Raw genomic sequence first — 15,834 nt, 5'->3', positions numbered from 1 at the left:
GTAAGAGCCTTGAGCTTCCTAGCGCGGAAGTTCAGGGCTCTTTTTGCTCCGAATTACTCTAATTAACCAACCGATACCTGGTACTTGCTCAGCCAATGATTAACCTGGGCAAGGTACGCAAACAGCTGCGGACCGGACATGAGTTGTCCGAACCAGGGCAGATTGGTGGAAGACTCCGGTGAGGAGGCAATCTCCAGGATGCGCGCCTTGTTGATTAACGGAAGGATAGGCGAGGACGGATCATTCAGAATGTTTAGAACCTCCGCTTTCACAGCAGAGAGGTACTCCGGATTATGGGTTTTCGGGTAAGGACTCTTTTTTCGATACAATACATCTTCCGGCAATACCCCCTCAAGCGCTTTGCGAAGAATTCCTTTTTCGCGGCCTCCTAACGCTTTGATCTCCCATGGGATATTCCAGACATAATCCACTAATCGGTGGTCACAGAAAGGAACACGAACCTCCAACCCGGCACCCATACTCATTCGGTCCTTTCGGTCCAGTAAAGTTGGCATGAAACGGGTGATATTGAGATAAGACATCGTTCTCATTCGTGATTGTTCAGGAGATTCTCCTTGCAAGTGCGGCACTTCGTCCAACGCTTCCTGATACCGCTCAGCCACATATTGCTCCGGCTTGATCCAGTCCCGAACCTCTGACGAGAGCAGATCTGCTCTTAAATCAGTTGCAATTGACCAAGGGAAGGTGCCCGCTCCAAGCAGCTCTTCGCGGTGAAACCATGGATATCCCCCAAACACCTCATCAGCCGCTTCTCCAGAAATTGCAACAGTAGCCCCTTTTTTAATCTCACGGCAAAATAATAATAAAGATGCATCCACATCCGCCATGCCAGGGAGATCCCGCGCTTCGGTCGAATCGGGCAATGATTTCAGGAGCTCGGGTGTATCAAACGCAATCCAATGATGCTCTGTTCCAAGCTCCTCCACCATCCGTTTAATCCAAGGAGCATCAGCCCCAGGCTGATAGCTGTGAGCCTGAAAATACTTGTCATTATCGACATAATCTACAGAGTAAGTGTGCACCTGACCTTGCCCGGTTCTTCGGTAGTAATCAACCGCAAGTGCAGTTAGCGCGCTGGAATCGAGTCCCCCGGAGAGAAGAGTGCATACCGGAACATCCGACAGCAGCTGCCGTTCCACGGTATCCTGCAGGAGACTGCGGATCGTAGCGGCTGTATCCTCTACAGAATCATGATGCGTTGCCGCTCGCAGCTTCCAATAGGTAAAGACCTGCAAGCCGGAGCGGTTGAAGATCATAGCATGGCCTGGGCGGAGCTCCTTCATGTTTTTGTAGATTCCGTGTCCCGGAGTTCGAGCTGGCCCAATAACGAAAATCTCGGCAAGGCCGTCCGCTCCGACCGCCGCTTGCATTTTCGGATGCTTAAGAAGAGACTTGGGCTCGGAGGCAAAAATCAGCGTACCGTCCAGATTGCAATAGAATAAGGGCTTAACGCCCAGGCGATCCCGGGCAAAAAAGACATGCTGTCTTCCGCTGTCCCAGACTGCAAAAGCAAAAATGCCATTTAATCGCTCCAAGCAATCCGGTCCCCATTCCATATAGGCCTGGAGCAAAACCTCAGTGTCGCAATGGGTGTTGAAACGGTGTCCCCGTTGTTCCAGTTCCTTGCGAAGCTCTGGCGCATTATAAATTTCGCCATTATATACAATGGCATAGGTGGCATCCTCCTCCGTAAAGACCATGGGCTGCGCTCCATTCTCAGGGTCCATGACGCTCAGACGCCGATGACCAAAGGCACAAGGTCCGGAAATCCAGGTTCCCTGGGCATCCGGACCTCGCTTTTCCAGACATGATGTCATGTCAAGCACTAAATCCAGTTCTCTCGTTAAATCTCGATTCCACTCGATAAATCCGGCAATTCCGCACATGATGCTGTCTCCTCTCTCTGCCTGGCTTTCACCAATAAACCTTACCCGGATGAAAAGTAATAACAAAATATGCCTGGAGCAAGCATAAAATGTCTGTCCAGCATGGAAAACTATGCAGAATAGAGATGAACCGTATGGAGGGTGACTACGATGAACCGTACTGATAAGAAGATCTACTATGTGTCTTTGCAAGGCAGATCATTGCTGGAGGACCAGCAGGCCACGGCATATGAATGGAGGATTGAAGCGACTCCCGAGGAGGCGGATCAGGTTAGTCATTTGCTGGAGCAGCTTGGCGAACAGGAGACCCGCTCGTTTCTGGCGTTTACGTATCCCTGGCCTGATTCGCCGGAACAGGATGTGAATGCAGGGTATCAAAGTGTTGTAGATGCTTTGTACAAGCTAATTTATCGTTTTGGAACGCCGGAGACTCGTGAGCAATTGTCGCGGTCGATGGGATATACAGAGGAGGAATAAGTAAATGTACTATATTAAAGAGGCTACCTTCAGAAATGTGACGATGCTGGACGGACAGCCTTGCGCGATGGTTCAGGTATTGCCAGGAGAGGCAGACGGGCCGCAATTGTATGTCTATATTGCCCGATCGGAGTCGGCGGATGACGGCTATGAAATCATCCGTATGATCCGCAGCAATGCGGATGAGGAAATTGACTGGTTTAATAATGATATGCATCAAGCAACAGCTGTTGTGAGCGAAGAGGAGTTCGGCGATCAGGGGTGGCCTTCTCCCGAGCGGCAGCGCAAAGAATTCAAGGCAAGGCTTCTGGCCTACCCGGGAATCGCAGATCGTCTGCAGAAAGAGCTGTCCGTATGAGAAGGAGGGAGCGTAATCGGCATATATCATATTTATGGGTATTATGCCATCCGCTAGAGACTGCTGCAGGGTAACACCACAATGAAGTAGTCTCCTGTTTGTACAGTTTACTGCAACAAAAAAGCCGCCCGCAGGGCGACTTATTTGGCCGGGAACCGAATCTCGCCGTCGACGACGACGGCTGCTTCCTCCGGCAGCACAACCTTGTCCCGGGGGTCCGTTACCGGTGCGGCTTCCAGGGGCATGGCGGTAAGGGGATCCCCCGATTGCTTCGAGCTCACGTTGTAGAGATAGTAAGCTTCATCCCGGACCCTTGATTCCGGACTTTCGTCTGATCTGCCTTGGATTGTATATGATTTAATGACGGCCACATTTTCATCCATCCAGCCTGCAACCTCCAAGGCGGCATTTTCATCGTCTGGGGCCGCCAGGCTTCCCAGGGATTGTCCGTCCGGATCATAGAAATGAAGCTCGCGGGGCGCGATGCGCAAGTAATCGATATCTATGTCCAGAATTCGTCCCTGGCTGTCCTCGGATTGCTCCATCCAGGCGACGGTGCCCGCAGGGTTCCACTTGATTTTTTGGGAGGGGACGTAATCTTCCTCCGGCAGCGCTATGGAACGGAGCTTTTTTCCGCTGCTGGTGTAGAAGGTCAGATCCCCGCTTTCGTCGTCGTGCACGAACCTTTTGAAGGACGGCGACAAGAACAGGGATGGCGCGCCAGTTGTCGAGTGGGGGATGACGCGGTATTTCAGCAGATGGACCTCGTCGTCTCCCGTTTTCAGGTCAAACAACCATACATTCCCCAAATAACTCTGCATAAACAATTTCTGCTCGTCAGCTTTCCAATTGAATTTGTAGATATAATCATAATCATCTGTAAGCGGCCAGAAGGCCTCTCGCAGCCGCTTGATTTCACCTGTGCGTATATCGTAAGCGGAGAGGTGGTATTCCCCTGCGTCCTCCGTCAATTCCGGTTCCAGAAATACCAGTTGGTGCTCGCCCAGCGGAAACAGCGGCGTATAGCTGCTCATAAACGCGTTGTTCCAGCGGTTGTTGGAATCGGTGAGCTTCTCGCTCCACACAACCTCTGCCCCATCCGTAGAGGGATCAAGGGCAACGATAGCATTAATAGCGTTATGATCGCCGTAAAAGAGGTGCGTGCTTACATAGGTTTTGCCTTGCAGCTTCAAAGACGGCCCACCGGACAGCATGTATTGGTCCTTTCTTAAGCCTTCGGGCACGGCAAGCAGTTCTTCGCCGGGGCCTCGTTCCGTACGGAAGGTTAATTGCGTTATCTCAGGCTCCGCGAACATAATCTGCTTCAATTGCTCGGTAAGCTGCTTTGAAACGGTGTAGCCGGTCCGGGTATCCTGCATATCCATCAGCATGGCCTGCTCGCTGTTATCCCTTAGCCACAAAGTATAAGTGTATTTCTTGCCATCTGTATCTTCGATATGAAGACGATAATCCTGTTCTCCTACATTCAAGATGCCGGTGATCCGCTCGGCAGTATGGATGGCCTGCATAAATAGCCCAATCTCGTTCTGATCGGTATAAGGCGTATGATATCCGCTCCCTAAAGATTCAATGGTAAGCGATTTTGCTACTATTAGCGGCTTGGCAACCTCATCGGCTTCGGTGTCCCGGGTTACGGTACTTGGAGAAGGCGGCTCGGCAGCCTTGTCAGCAGCGCAGCCGGCCAGCGTAGCCGAAAGGGCAACGGCAAGAACACTCATGTTCAACTTTTTCATGAAATAGACGCACTCCTTCTTTTAATAACTAATATGACGGATAAGAAAAGGATAAAGTTGCTAATATGGAAGTAAATTAGGGCATTATTCATATGATTCTTCGCGGTCGGGCGGATAAGGAGCTGGACTTGCTTAATAACGATATGTATCTAACTTCAGCTGTGGTGAGCGGGGAAAAGCTCGGTGATAGGGGGTTACTAAGGTTATCTAATCAAGATATTGTTCATTTGGGACTTGAAAAAACGAAGCGATGCGGTATAATATTACTGTTGTCTCAAAACGTGTCCCAGTAGCTCAGCTGGATAGAGCAACGGCCTTCTAAGCCGTCGGTCAGGGGTTCGAATCCCTTCTGGGACGTATAACAAAAAGGCTCCTTTCGAGGAGCCTTTTGTCGTTCTATTGGGATGAGAACCCCCTGGGGGTTCGTCGAAGTGAGACAGTCGGTGCCCAGCGGACTGTCGAACGGAGTCTCGCGCCGAAGCGCGAGTATCCTTCTGGGACGAATAGGATACAGCCTCAATAACAAATAGAGTGATATTCATATAGAAACAAGGAGCTAAGCGGTTTTCTCTCGCTTGATTCCTTGGTTTCTTGCGTCCACTGCGGCTTTCTTAATCGGATGAGGAGCGAGGGGAATTCACCCGACCTCAAAGCTTACTTTTAGCAAGCCTCGAGGCTTTAGTGACATTCTGCAATATAATGGCCGTACGAAATAATGGCCGCACGAGCTAGCACCCACCCAGCAATTATAATGACTTTCGGCACTTATTTCACCGCATGAAGCACCACGCCAGCAATTTTAATGCCTTTTGGCACTTATTTCGCCGCATAAAGCACCCACGCCAGCAATTTTAATGCTTTTCGGCACTTGTTTCGCCTCATGAAGCACCCACGCCAGCAATTTTAATGCTTTTCGACACTTATTTCGCCGCATGAGCCGCCCGCCAATAATTTTAGTGCTTATCGACACTTGTTTCGCAACGCACGGCGTAACCTCACTTTGAAAAAAAAGGTGTCCCCAATCATCTATGATGACTGGGACTCCCTCATTGTCGTCCCATCGGGATGAGAACCCCCGAAAATACACTGCTTACGTCTGCCCATCGGCAAGCTTCTCCAGCGCTTTCCGTAATATCCCGCAGGATTGCTCAAACTTTTGCCGCTCCTCTAGGCTAAGATTTAATTCGATAACCTCTTGAATACCGCCTTCGCCAATGATGGCCGGTACCCCGGTGCACACATTGCTTTGCTGATATTCTCCCTCCAGAATGGCAGAGATGGCGATGATTTTATGGTCATCGTTCAAAATGGAACGCACGATATAGGCAATGGCATTCCCTATACCAAATTGGGTATTGCCTTTGCGGGTAAAGATTTCCCATCCGGCGTCCTTGGTCTTCTGTTCGATTTCCTGAAGATCCACATGCTGGAATCTTTCCTTGTGCTGGTCCAAAATTTGTAGCAGAGGCTTGCCTCCGATAGTGACATGGGACCAAGCGACGAATTGTGACTCGCCATGCTCACCTAGAGCATAACCGTTCACACTTCGCGGATCGATGGAAAATACGTCAGACAATAGTGTTTTAAGTCGTGCCGAGTCCAACGAGGTTCCCGTCCCAATCACTCGCTCGCGAGGAAGGTCGGACTCTTCTCGGACGATATAAGTTACCGCATCGACAGGATTCGCCGCTACGACAAACACCCCGTCAAAACCGCTGTCCATGATTTGACGGACGATACCTCGGGTGATTTTATCCGCTTCTTCAAGGAGATCAAGCCGAGTTTGGCCCGGCTTCGGATTAGCTCCGGCAGTCAATATAACAACATCCACATCCCGACAATCCTCTAACCGGCCTGCATACACCTTCGTGCGGCTTGATGTGAAGTCCATGCAGTGAGATAGATCAAGAGCCTGGGCTACAGCTCTGTCGTAAGTCCGGTCCACCATCATAATCTCATCGCAAATCGATTGATTAATCATAGAGTAAGCGCAGGCCGCTCCTACAAGCCCCGATCCAACCACGGTCACCTTTTTTGTTTTTCTGGCCATCTATCCGCCTCCAATCTCCTTGTCTTTTTAAATACATATTCCTGTACGATATCTTCGATTATAACTGTAACGGAATGGCACAATCCAACGGATACCTGACACCAATTTCTACACTTTTATGTCACTATAACTGAAATCGAAGTGTCGTTGTTCTGACAGCTTTCTCTACGATATTCAGCCTGCTGAATGGAATCGCACTAAGAAAACATCGGACGACTTAACTTTTTTCAGGGAAAATGTGCTAAAATATCGAATACAGTATTCGGGAGTAAAATGAATCATGTTTATCGAGATTATTTGAGCATTATAAGTCTAAGGGAGAGGTCATGGACCTCCCCTCGTTTTCAATTTTTCGATTTATCGGCTCCTCACTGATTGGGTTGTTTGTTACGCGCTTTCTGTTCTCAGAAGGGCAGTCATGGGATGAGGAGAAGGAGATTCGCGACGTTGTACAACTCATTCTGAACGGCATTAAGACATAATAAGTTGGAGGCTGTATTTCATCCATGGAGAATCGCAGAAAAGAGCCCTTTAGGTATTCCTTAACTCCGCCTACAGGCTGTTTCATTCAGATTACTACAATTAATCAATCTGCTGTGGCCAGCAAACTTGCTGAGGCTGTACTGATTGATATCAGCAAGGCAGGCTGCAGAATTCAAACCTCGCTGAATTTGCATGTTGTACAGAATTTGATTGGAGCCTCCATTCATCTTCATCTCGGCGAGAACTCCCAGGTGTATGCGGGGTACGTTCGTTGGCAACGGCAAGTCGCAGACGGGTTATTCCATTATGGAATGAAATTGGAATTAGATGCAGCTCAAAAGGAGCAATTGAATATCGATCTGCGCACCCTTGCTGCAGAGCGAAAGATTATGGTTATTTGAAATCAATCCGCTTTATTGCTATAATAGTGTAGTTAAATGCGGGTGTAGTTCAATGGTAGAATGCCAGCTTCCCAAGCTTGAGGCGAGGGTTCGATTCCCTTCACCCGCTCCAAAAGTTTTTTAACTGATTTTGGTTTAGGTTCACGACAAAACCTGATTTAATTAACGATGCACACTAACTGACTGTTCACAACTTTCAGGAGGTGTGTTTTTTATATGCTGATTAAATTTATGATTCAGGATTTTGTGCAGGACTAAAAGTATAAAATTTGCCCCCTAATACATTGGATGGTTACAAACGTAAGCGACTCTCTAATTAGCCCTCTGCTGCTCGCTAGCGGACATTTTAGACTCTTAGCAGACTTGTTTTGATGATTCGAAGGGTTAACGGACATTTCGGGCGCTTAGGACGCTCAAACGACTCTGGTTCACTCCATTCTACTCTCTAAGCAGCCAAAATGTCCGTTACAATTTTGGCTCATCCAAAGGCGGACCGTAAGGAGACATAATGTCCGTACTTCCCTTAGATCAAATGTACGCATTGCTTATATTCGTCAACAGAGTTGATCCATGCCGTATTAAATGTACAAAGAAACCGCCTCCTTTGGTTTTGTGACACCTCCATTTTCCCAGAGAGCTTTTTGTTTTGACGAAATGATAGAGGATGCCCCTCGACGAACCCTCAGGGGTTCTCATCCCGTTTGGACGCAAAAGAACCGGTTCAATACGAACCGGTTCTTTATCTACGTCCCAGAAGGATACTCGCGCTTCGGCGCGAGACTCCGTTCGACAGTCCGCTGGGCACTGACCGACTCACTCCGACGAACCCCCAGGGGTTATCATCCCGATGGAACGACAAAAGGCTCCTCGAGAGGAGCCTTTATCCTATACGTCCCAGAAGGGATACTCGCGCTTCGGCGCGAGACTCCGTCCGACAGTCCGCTGGGCACCGACTGTCTCACTCCGATGAACCCCCCAGGGGTTATCATCCCGATGGGACAAGAAAAGGCTCCTCGAGAGGAGCCTTTATCCTATACGTCCCAGAAGGGATTCGAACCCCTGACCGACGGCTTAGAAGGCCGTTGCTCTATCCAGCTGAGCTACTGGGACATAAAAAACAGAAGCAAAAAATATTTTATCACGTTAATCCGGGTTTCGCAATAGCTTGCTTGTTCGACCCATTTTTGCCTTCTTGCATCTCTATGCTATAATCTCACTGATTAGAACGGACGTCAGGGGGTGGTATCATTAGCGAGAATCACAATAGCGAAAACAACCTGGTGTTATTTCCGAAGACACTGGATTTTTATCAGATTGAGCTGACTCGTATGCTGGAGACGGAGCGATATGGCGAGGCGGCTGATCTGTTGCGGTTTTTGTTGCAATGCCAAGGACAAGAGGAACGTCTGTATGACGAGTGGCGCGCCTTGTTGAATTGGTTAATCGATGCATTTCCCAATCTTCAGGGAGAATCGGCGGAGCAATCCCGCACAGAAGACGAGGGAGAAGAAGAAATGGCGAGGCGACATCTGGAGGCGAAGATGGCGGAGGATGGGCAATATGCCGAAAAGCTGCTAAACACTGTTATCAAAAAGCCGCTGTCCGAACAGACCTTGCTGGCGCTGGACCAACTGGCCTATCTCGATAAGCCGGAAGTTGATAAGGCATTGATCGACTGGCTGGAACAGCAGCAACTACATCCATTATTGCAGTTTCGGGCCTTGCAGATTTTGCGAAGAAGGGGAACTTCAGGGATCGTTACGTTATCGCGCTCTGGCGAGAGAGTAGAGATCGAGTTGGACTTTGTTCCGCTGAATCCGGAGGATTTCCCTGGGCCGATACATGCTGTCTTGGATCGGATTGCGGATCATGCACAGGTGCAGAATCCAACCTTGTTTTATTTTTCGCAAGAGCTTTGGAGCCAGTTTATCATGGCTATGTATGGAACGAAGGACTATATTTCATTGCTCAACGAAGAGGATGATTTCATTGATATCTGGGCGGCGGCATTGCATAAGACGGTGTCAGAGAGTGTCCCGGCAAACCTGGATGAACAGGAGATTCGCTCCATGTACAGTATCACAGATAGTCTGAGACTCCGTTATGAGCAGGCTTATCGCTCCATCCGGCAATTTGTCGCCGGCGGGCTGAAAGGTTAGTCTTTGAATCGTAGCGGTATGCTCTTTAAAAGTCCGGAAAATTCGCGGCTTGGATGAGCCCTTGTAAAATGCTGTATTGTTGTTTATAATGTAATGGTTATTCTGATCGTGGAACAATGACAGCTATACTGGAACCAAGATAGCTGTTTGATCGCGATTGAGGTTTCAGTATTTAAGTATATGGAAATTTGGAGGGGAAGGCATAAAATGAAAGCAACTTGGGAAAAAATAGAGAAGAACCTCGGCGTTCTCGAGGTCGAAGTGGATGCGGAACGTGTCGCCGCAGCACTGGATAAAGCTTTTCAAAAGGTAGTCAAAAAAGCAAATGTACCTGGATTCCGTAAAGGTAAAGTGCCGCGGCCGATCTTTGAAGCCCGCTTTGGCGTTGAAAGCCTGTACCAAGACGCAATCGATATCTTGCTTCCTGAAGTATACTCTGAAGCGGTAGAGCAAACCGACATTTTCCCGGTTGACCGTCCAGAAGTAGACATTGAGCAATTTGAAAAAGGACAAGCCTTCAAGTTCAAGGCTAAAGTGATTGTGAAGCCTGAAGTGAAGCTTGGCGATTATAAAGGCGTAGAAGTTCCAGCTGCAAACGTTGAAGTAAGCGAAGACGAGCTGAATGAAGAGCTTACTCGCCTGCAAGAGCGTCATGCCGAACTGGTTGTTATCGACGAAGAAGCAGCTAAGCAAGGTGATACGGTAGTAATCGACTTTGACGGATCCGTGGACGGCGTACCGTTTGAAGGCGGCAAAGCCGAGCGCTATTCCCTGGAGCTTGGAAGCAACACCTTCATTCCTGGCTTTGAAGACCAAGTGATCGGATTAGCTACGGGAGATTTCAAGGATGTTATTGTAACCTTCCCTGAAAACTACCAAGCAGAAGAGCTTGCTAACAAGGAAGCTGTATTTAAGGTGAAGGTTCATGAGATCAAGCGTAAGGAACTGCCAGCGCTTGATGATGAGTTTGCAAAGGATGTCAGCGAATTCGATACATTGGACGAATTCAAGTCCGATTTGAAGAAACAGCTTGCTGACCGTAAGAGCAAAGAAGCAGAAGCTGAACGTGAAAAGGTACTTGTAGATAAAGTTGGCGAAAATGCGGAAGTAGAGATTCCAGAAGCCATGGTTCAAAGTGAAGTACAAAACATGGTTCGCGACTTCGACAACCGCTTGCGTGCGCAAGGCATGAACCTGGATATGTTCCTTGGATTCTCCGGTCAAACGGTAGAAGACTTGAAGGAGCAAATGAAGGTCGATGCCGAGAAGCGTGTTCGCAACAACCTGGTGCTTGAGCAAATCGCCAAGGCTGAGAATATCGATGCTTCGGAAGAAGAAATTAACAAAGAGCTTCAGGACATGGCTGATGCTTACAAGCGTTCCCCTGAAGAAATCCGCAATATTCTTGCTGCTAACGGCTCGCTCGGCAGCTTGAGGGAAGATGTCCTTCTGCGCAAAACGATCCAATTCCTGATTGCAAACGCAAAGGAAGTTGCGGCTGAAAAGTCTGAAGAAGCTGCAAAGCCTGCGCCAAAGAAGACAACGAAGAAAGCAGCAAAGTCCGAGCCGAAAGCGGAAGAAGCCGCTGAAGCGAAGGCAGACGAAGAATAAGAACTGCGCTTGGCAATCATTTGCTGAATTGCATGACATTCATTAAGGCACGTATACTTAAATGCGTGCCTTAATTTTTCACTTTTTGCTATACAGTTATTTCCAGAATAGTTCTGCAAATACAACTGTTACATAAGGTAATCTCAAAGAGACGCGGGTTATTGCGTGAGAAATGACATAGCCCTATGAACGTGATAAAATATGTGGTAAGCAATTTATCTGAACATGAAGAGAGGTTGGTCGCTAATGAGTCTGGTACCTATGGTCGTAGAGCAAACAAACCGTGGAGAACGGTCTTATGATATTTATTCGAGACTCCTCAAGGATCGAATTATTTTCCTGAGCAATGCGATTGATGATGATGTTGCCAATCTCGTAATTGCCCAATTGCTGTTCCTTGCTGCAGAGGATCCTGAAAAGGATATTCATCTCTACATCAATTCTCCGGGTGGTTCCGTTACAGCCGGTATGGGTATATATGATACGATGCAGATTATCAAGCCGGATGTGTCCACGATTTGTGTGGGCATGGCTGCTAGCATGGGCTCATTGCTGCTGACAGCGGGAGCACCGGGCAAGCGCTTTGCGCTTCCGAATAGTGAAGTGATGATTCACCAGCCGCTTGGCGGAGTCCGGGGACAGGCAGCCGATATCAAGATCCACGCGGAGTGGATTATTAAGACACGCGAGAAGTTAAACCAAATTTATGTGGATCGAACGGGTCAACCCCTTGAAAAAATCGAGCGTGACACTGATCGCGACTTTTTTATGAGCGCGGAAGAGGCTAAGGCCTACGGGATTATCGACCAGGTCATCACCAAGCCTATCTAATATTTGAAGGGGTGTTTACATGTTTAAATTTAACGACGAAAAGGGACAGCTGAAATGTTCCTTCTGCGGTAAATCGCAGGAGCAGGTTCGCAAGCTTGTTGCCGGACCGGGCGTATATATATGTGATGAATGTATCGAATTGTGCACGGAAATTGTAGAAGAGGAGCTCGGCCATGAGGAAGAGCTGGACCTGAAGGAAATTCCGAAGCCAAGAGAAATTCGCGATATTCTGGATCAATATGTTATTGGTCAAGAGTATGCGAAAAAATCGTTATCCGTTGCGGTGTACAATCACTACAAACGGGTAAATACGCATAGCAAGATCGATGATGTTGAATTGCAGAAGAGTAACATCTTGCTGCTTGGCCCTACAGGGTCAGGGAAGACGCTCTTGGCTCAGACCATGGCGAAAATCCTGAATGTTCCGTTTGCAATTGCGGACGCTACATCCTTAACCGAAGCGGGCTATGTGGGTGAGGATGTCGAGAATATTCTATTGAAGCTCATTCAGGCCGCAGATTATGATGTGGAGAAGGCAGAGCGCGGCATCATTTATATTGATGAGATCGATAAGGTTGCCCGTAAATCGGAAAACCCGTCCATTACCCGTGACGTATCCGGCGAAGGTGTCCAGCAGGCATTGCTCAAAATATTGGAAGGTACAGTAGCTTCCGTTCCGCCGCAAGGAGGACGCAAGCATCCGCATCAGGAATTTATCCAGATCGATACGACCAATATTTTGTTCATCTGCGGTGGTGCCTTTGATGGGCTTGAGCAGATGATCAAGCGTCGGATCGGCAAGAAGGTCATCGGGTTTAACGCAGGCAGTGAAGGTCAAAAGGACCTCAAGCCAGGTGAATACTTGTCTATGGTATTGCCTGAAGACCTGCTTAAATTTGGTCTGATTCCGGAGTTTGTCGGCCGTCTTCCAGTCATTTCGACTTTGGAGCCGTTGGATGAGAAGACATTGGTCCGGATTTTGGCCGAACCCAAAAATGCCTTGGTGAAGCAATACCAGAAGCTGCTGGAGCTTGATAATGTGAACTTGCAGTTCGAGCCCAAGGCGCTGGAGGCCATTGCCCAGGAAGCAATCAAGCGGAATACCGGTGCCCGTGGACTTCGCGCAATCATTGAAGGTATCATGCTGGATGTGATGTACGAAGTGCCTTCCCGGGATGATGTTACAGATTGCGTGATCACCGAGAAGGTAGTCGTTGAGAAGACGTCTCCTGAGCTTGGAGGCAAGAAGAACAAGAACAAAAAGCAAGAGGAAAGCGCGTAAGTTCTAACTGCGCGGCTTTCACAGCATAGATGACCCAATCTCCACTTCTGGGGAGGAGGCGGTTTTATTCCGCTTGCTCTGCCAGGGGTGGAGCTTTGGCGTTATTGGGGGGAGATATGTAATGACTTTCTTGAGACAGAATACGCGCCCGGTCAAGGTCGGGAATTTGACGATTGGCGGCAGCAATGAAGTACTTATTCAAAGCATGTGCACAACGAAGACTGCAGATGTTGACGCTACGGTAGCGGAAATTCTGCGGTTGGAGGAAGCAGGCTGCCAGCTTGTCCGGGTAACGGTCAACAATGATGAGGCTGCAGAAGCCATCAAGGAGATCAAGAAGCAGATTCATATTCCGCTCGTCGCGGATATTCATTTTAATTATAAGCTGGCCTTGAAAGCTATCGAGAACGGGATCGACAAGGTGCGGATTAACCCGGGGAACATTGGCCGTCGCGAAAAGGTGGAGGCTGTGGTAAAGGCTTGTAAAGAACGGGGTATTCCGATCCGTATCGGGGTTAACGCCGGTTCGCTGGAAAGCCATTTACTGGAGAAATACGGCTATCCGACTCCTGAGGCTATGGTGGAAAGCGCCTTGTACCATATCGGCATTCTAGAAGAACTGGATTTTCATGATATTATCGTATCTTTAAAAGCCTCTGATGTGCCGATGGCGATTGCAGCCTATAGTAAGGCGGCGGAGGTTATCCCTTACCCGCTTCATCTTGGAATTACGGAGGCGGGAACGCTGTTCTCGGGAACCGTAAAGAGTGCGGCAGGAATCGGCGCTTTGCTGTCTATGGGAATTGGCTCGACGGTACGCATTTCACTGAGTGCGGACCCGGTGGAAGAAGTGAAGGTAGCAAGGGAGCTACTCAAGACATTTGGCCTGATCTCCAACGCAGCTACCCTTGTATCCTGTCCGACATGCGGGCGTCTGGATATCGATCTGTTCTCGCTCGCCAATGAAGTCGAGGACTATATCGCTAATTTGAAGGTTCCTATTAAGGTGTCCGTACTTGGCTGTGCAGTTAATGGGCCAGGAGAGGCGAGAGAAGCGGATATCGGCATTGCAGGTGCGCGCGGCGAAGGCTTGCTGTTCCGGTATGGAGAGATGATCCGTAAGGTGCCTGAAGCTGATTTGCTGGCGGAGCTGAAAAAGGAAATTGATCATATTGTGGAAGTGTACGAGGCAACCGGAGAAATTCCAGGCCGGAAAGAGCATCGATTATCGACGGAAATCAAATAAATTTATATACCAGGCCGTGAAGCGGGGTTGACGCTTTGCGGCTTTTTTTCTATTTCGTAGGCTCTGTCGTTTTACGATGGTGGGAAAGGGCAATACTATCATGTATCAGTTAAAAGTGGGGAGGCTCTATGAAATGGATTTAAGTATCATTCTGATGGCAGTTCAAATGTTCTTTGCGGTGGTGATTGGCCTCTACTTCTGGAATCAGCTCCGCAGCCAAAAGGGCAATCGGAGTGCGGTGGATCGCGAATCCCGCAAGGAAATGGAGAAGCTTCGCAAGTTGAGAGCTATATCTTTAACCAAGCCGCTCGCCGAGCGCACAAGACCGGCTGCGCTTAGCGATATTGTCGGTCAGAAGGACGGACTACGCGGGCTGAAGGCTGCGCTGTGCAGCGCCAATCCGCAGCATGTGATTATTTATGGTCCGCCGGGAGTTGGCAAGACCGCGGCGGCTCGCGTTGTGATGGAGGAAGCGAAGAAGAACCCGGCCTCTCCGTTCAAGGCGGAGGCGAAATTTCTGGAGATTGATGCCACCATCGCCCGCTTTGACGAGCGAGGCATTGCTGACCCCTTAATCGGTTCGGTGCATGATCCGATCTATCAGGGAGCCGGGGCTATGGGCGTGGCGGGTATTCCTCAGCCGAAGCCGGGGGCAGTAACCAAAGCCCATGGAGGGATTCTCTTCATTGATGAGATCGGGGAACTTCACTCGATTCAGATGAACAAGCTGTTGAAGGTGCTGGAGGATAGAAAGGTTTATCTGGAAAGTGCTTATTACAATTCAGAGGATCATGGGACTCCGGCTTATATCCATGATATTTTTCAAAATGGCCTGCCTGCCGATTTCAGGCTTGTCGGGGCAACGACCCGTTCCCCTCAGGAGATTCCTCCTGCGCTGCGTTCGCGCTGCATGGAAATCTACTTCAGGCCCCTGCTTCCTGAGGAGATCGCACAGATCGCTGAGGACGCCGTAAAGAGGATCGGTTTCCAGCCTTGTCCGGAGGCGGTTGAGGTGATTAAAAAGTATGCGACCAATGGCCGTGAAGCTGTAGATATGGTGCAGCTGGCTGCCGGACTGGCTTTGACCGAGAAGCGGGAACATTTGGATGCCAAGGATTTGGAATGGGTGGCGACCAGCAGTCAGCTTGCTCCGCGTCCTGAACGCAAAATCCCGGAGCAGTCGCAAATCGGTGTAGTCAATGGTCTAGCCGTATATGGAGCGAACATGGGCACCTTGCTTGAAATCGAGGCAACGGCTGTCAAGGTGGAGAACGG

The 15,834-nt window shown here is 49.1% G+C and carries 12 protein-coding genes and 3 tRNA genes; 11 read left to right on the top strand and 4 right to left on the bottom strand.

Annotated elements, in window-relative coordinates; genetic code table 11:
* Positions 1-62: 62 nt before the first annotated feature.
* Positions 63-1,907: an asparagine synthase (glutamine-hydrolyzing) gene (asnB, locus tag TX85_RS20695; protein ID WP_044481782.1), complete on the bottom strand. Its 1,845-nt coding sequence runs from the start codon at positions 1,905-1,907 to the stop codon at positions 63-65.
* A 150-nt stretch (positions 1,908-2,057) separates the two neighbouring features.
* Here asnB and TX85_RS20690 point away from each other — a divergent pair, with 150 nt between their 5' ends.
* Together TX85_RS20690 and TX85_RS20685 are read left to right on the top strand one after the other, a co-directional pair.
* On the top strand, positions 2,058-2,384 hold the full coding sequence (locus TX85_RS20690) for a hypothetical protein (RefSeq protein ID WP_044481781.1): 327 nt from the start codon (positions 2,058-2,060) through the stop codon (positions 2,382-2,384).
* A gap of 4 nt (positions 2,385-2,388) precedes the next feature.
* Complete coding sequence (locus TX85_RS20685) at positions 2,389-2,742, top strand: hypothetical protein (RefSeq protein ID WP_044481780.1); 354 nt, start codon at positions 2,389-2,391, stop codon at positions 2,740-2,742.
* Between the two features lie 140 nt (positions 2,743-2,882).
* Here TX85_RS20685 and TX85_RS25520 read toward each other — a convergent pair whose 3' ends face one another.
* Complete coding sequence (locus TX85_RS25520) at positions 2,883-4,496, bottom strand: hypothetical protein (protein ID WP_049895138.1); 1,614 nt, start codon at positions 4,494-4,496, stop codon at positions 2,883-2,885.
* A 283-nt stretch (positions 4,497-4,779) separates the two neighbouring features.
* Here TX85_RS25520 and TX85_RS20675 point away from each other — a divergent pair.
* Positions 4,780-4,853: transfer RNA gene (locus tag TX85_RS20675), tRNA-Arg, on the top strand.
* A gap of 733 nt (positions 4,854-5,586) precedes the next feature.
* On the opposite strand, the gene TX85_RS20665 is transcribed toward TX85_RS20675, so the two are convergent.
* Entirely contained in the window at positions 5,587-6,546 is a 960-nt protein-coding gene (locus tag TX85_RS20665; RefSeq protein WP_044481778.1) for an L-lactate dehydrogenase, read from the bottom strand.
* 506 nt (positions 6,547-7,052) lie between these two features.
* On the opposite strand from TX85_RS20665, the gene TX85_RS20660 reads away from it, so the two are divergent.
* Positions 7,053-7,430: a PilZ domain-containing protein gene (locus TX85_RS20660; protein WP_044481777.1), complete on the top strand. Its 378-nt coding sequence runs from the start codon at positions 7,053-7,055 to the stop codon at positions 7,428-7,430.
* Positions 7,431-7,468: 38 nt separating this feature from the next.
* A tRNA-Gly gene (locus TX85_RS20655) sits at positions 7,469-7,542 on the top strand.
* A gap of 924 nt (positions 7,543-8,466) precedes the next feature.
* Here the strand turns inward: TX85_RS20655 and TX85_RS20650 are convergent.
* Positions 8,467-8,540, bottom strand: a tRNA-Arg gene (locus TX85_RS20650).
* A gap of 218 nt (positions 8,541-8,758) precedes the next feature.
* Between TX85_RS20650 and TX85_RS20645 the strand changes: the two genes are divergently transcribed.
* The 6 genes from TX85_RS20645 to TX85_RS20620 all read left to right on the top strand — a co-directional run.
* Positions 8,759-9,589, top strand: a complete 831-nt coding sequence (locus TX85_RS20645; RefSeq protein WP_233500835.1) for a hypothetical protein — start codon at positions 8,759-8,761, stop codon at positions 9,587-9,589.
* 207 nt (positions 9,590-9,796) lie between these two features.
* Positions 9,797-11,200: a trigger factor gene (gene tig / locus TX85_RS20640; protein ID WP_044481775.1), complete on the top strand. Its 1,404-nt coding sequence runs from the start codon at positions 9,797-9,799 to the stop codon at positions 11,198-11,200.
* A gap of 246 nt (positions 11,201-11,446) precedes the next feature.
* A complete protein-coding gene (clpP, locus tag TX85_RS20635; RefSeq protein WP_044481774.1) occupies positions 11,447-12,031 on the top strand; it encodes an ATP-dependent Clp endopeptidase proteolytic subunit ClpP in 585 nt (194 codons plus the stop codon).
* 19 nt (positions 12,032-12,050) lie between these two features.
* Positions 12,051-13,313 carry an ATP-dependent protease ATP-binding subunit ClpX gene (clpX, locus tag TX85_RS20630; RefSeq protein ID WP_044481773.1) on the top strand — a complete coding sequence of 421 codons (1,263 nt, stop codon included), beginning with the start codon at positions 12,051-12,053 and terminating at the stop codon, positions 13,311-13,313.
* Between the two features lie 121 nt (positions 13,314-13,434).
* Complete coding sequence (ispG, locus tag TX85_RS20625) at positions 13,435-14,559, top strand: flavodoxin-dependent (E)-4-hydroxy-3-methylbut-2-enyl-diphosphate synthase (protein WP_044481772.1); 1,125 nt, start codon at positions 13,435-13,437, stop codon at positions 14,557-14,559.
* 133 nt (positions 14,560-14,692) lie between these two features.
* Positions 14,693-15,834: AAA family ATPase (locus TX85_RS20620; protein WP_044481770.1), on the top strand; the 1,142-nt coding region annotated here is incomplete at its 3' end.

Origin of the sequence: Paenibacillus antibioticophila (assembly GCF_000455265.1) — a bacterium.
Taxonomy (GTDB): Bacteria; Bacillota; Bacilli; order Paenibacillales; family Paenibacillaceae; genus Fontibacillus; species Fontibacillus antibioticophila.
This window is presented reverse-complemented; position numbering and strand designations above follow the sequence as displayed.

What these genes read in the sequence shown, in the direction of transcription:
- TX85_RS20685 (WP_044481780.1), top strand. Translation starts at nt 2,389, where the DNA reads ATGTACTATATTAAAGAGGCTACCTTCAGAAATGTGACGATGCTGGAC.
- TX85_RS25520 (WP_049895138.1), bottom strand. Translation starts at nt 4,496, where the DNA reads ATGAAAAAGTTGAACATGAGTGTTCTTGCCGTTGCCCTTTCGGCTACG.
- TX85_RS20645 (WP_233500835.1), top strand. Translation starts at nt 8,759, where the DNA reads ATGCTGGAGACGGAGCGATATGGCGAGGCGGCTGATCTGTTGCGGTTT.
- ispG (WP_044481772.1), top strand. Translation starts at nt 13,435, where the DNA reads ATGACTTTCTTGAGACAGAATACGCGCCCGGTCAAGGTCGGGAATTTG.
- clpX (WP_044481773.1), top strand. Translation starts at nt 12,051, where the DNA reads ATGTTTAAATTTAACGACGAAAAGGGACAGCTGAAATGTTCCTTCTGC.
- tig (WP_044481775.1), top strand. Translation starts at nt 9,797, where the DNA reads ATGAAAGCAACTTGGGAAAAAATAGAGAAGAACCTCGGCGTTCTCGAG.
- clpP (WP_044481774.1), top strand. Translation starts at nt 11,447, where the DNA reads ATGAGTCTGGTACCTATGGTCGTAGAGCAAACAAACCGTGGAGAACGG.
- TX85_RS20660 (WP_044481777.1), top strand. Translation starts at nt 7,053, where the DNA reads ATGGAGAATCGCAGAAAAGAGCCCTTTAGGTATTCCTTAACTCCGCCT.
- TX85_RS20665 (WP_044481778.1), bottom strand. Translation starts at nt 6,546, where the DNA reads ATGGCCAGAAAAACAAAAAAGGTGACCGTGGTTGGATCGGGGCTTGTA.
- asnB (WP_044481782.1), bottom strand. Translation starts at nt 1,907, where the DNA reads ATGTGCGGAATTGCCGGATTTATCGAGTGGAATCGAGATTTAACGAGA.
- TX85_RS20690 (WP_044481781.1), top strand. Translation starts at nt 2,058, where the DNA reads ATGAACCGTACTGATAAGAAGATCTACTATGTGTCTTTGCAAGGCAGA.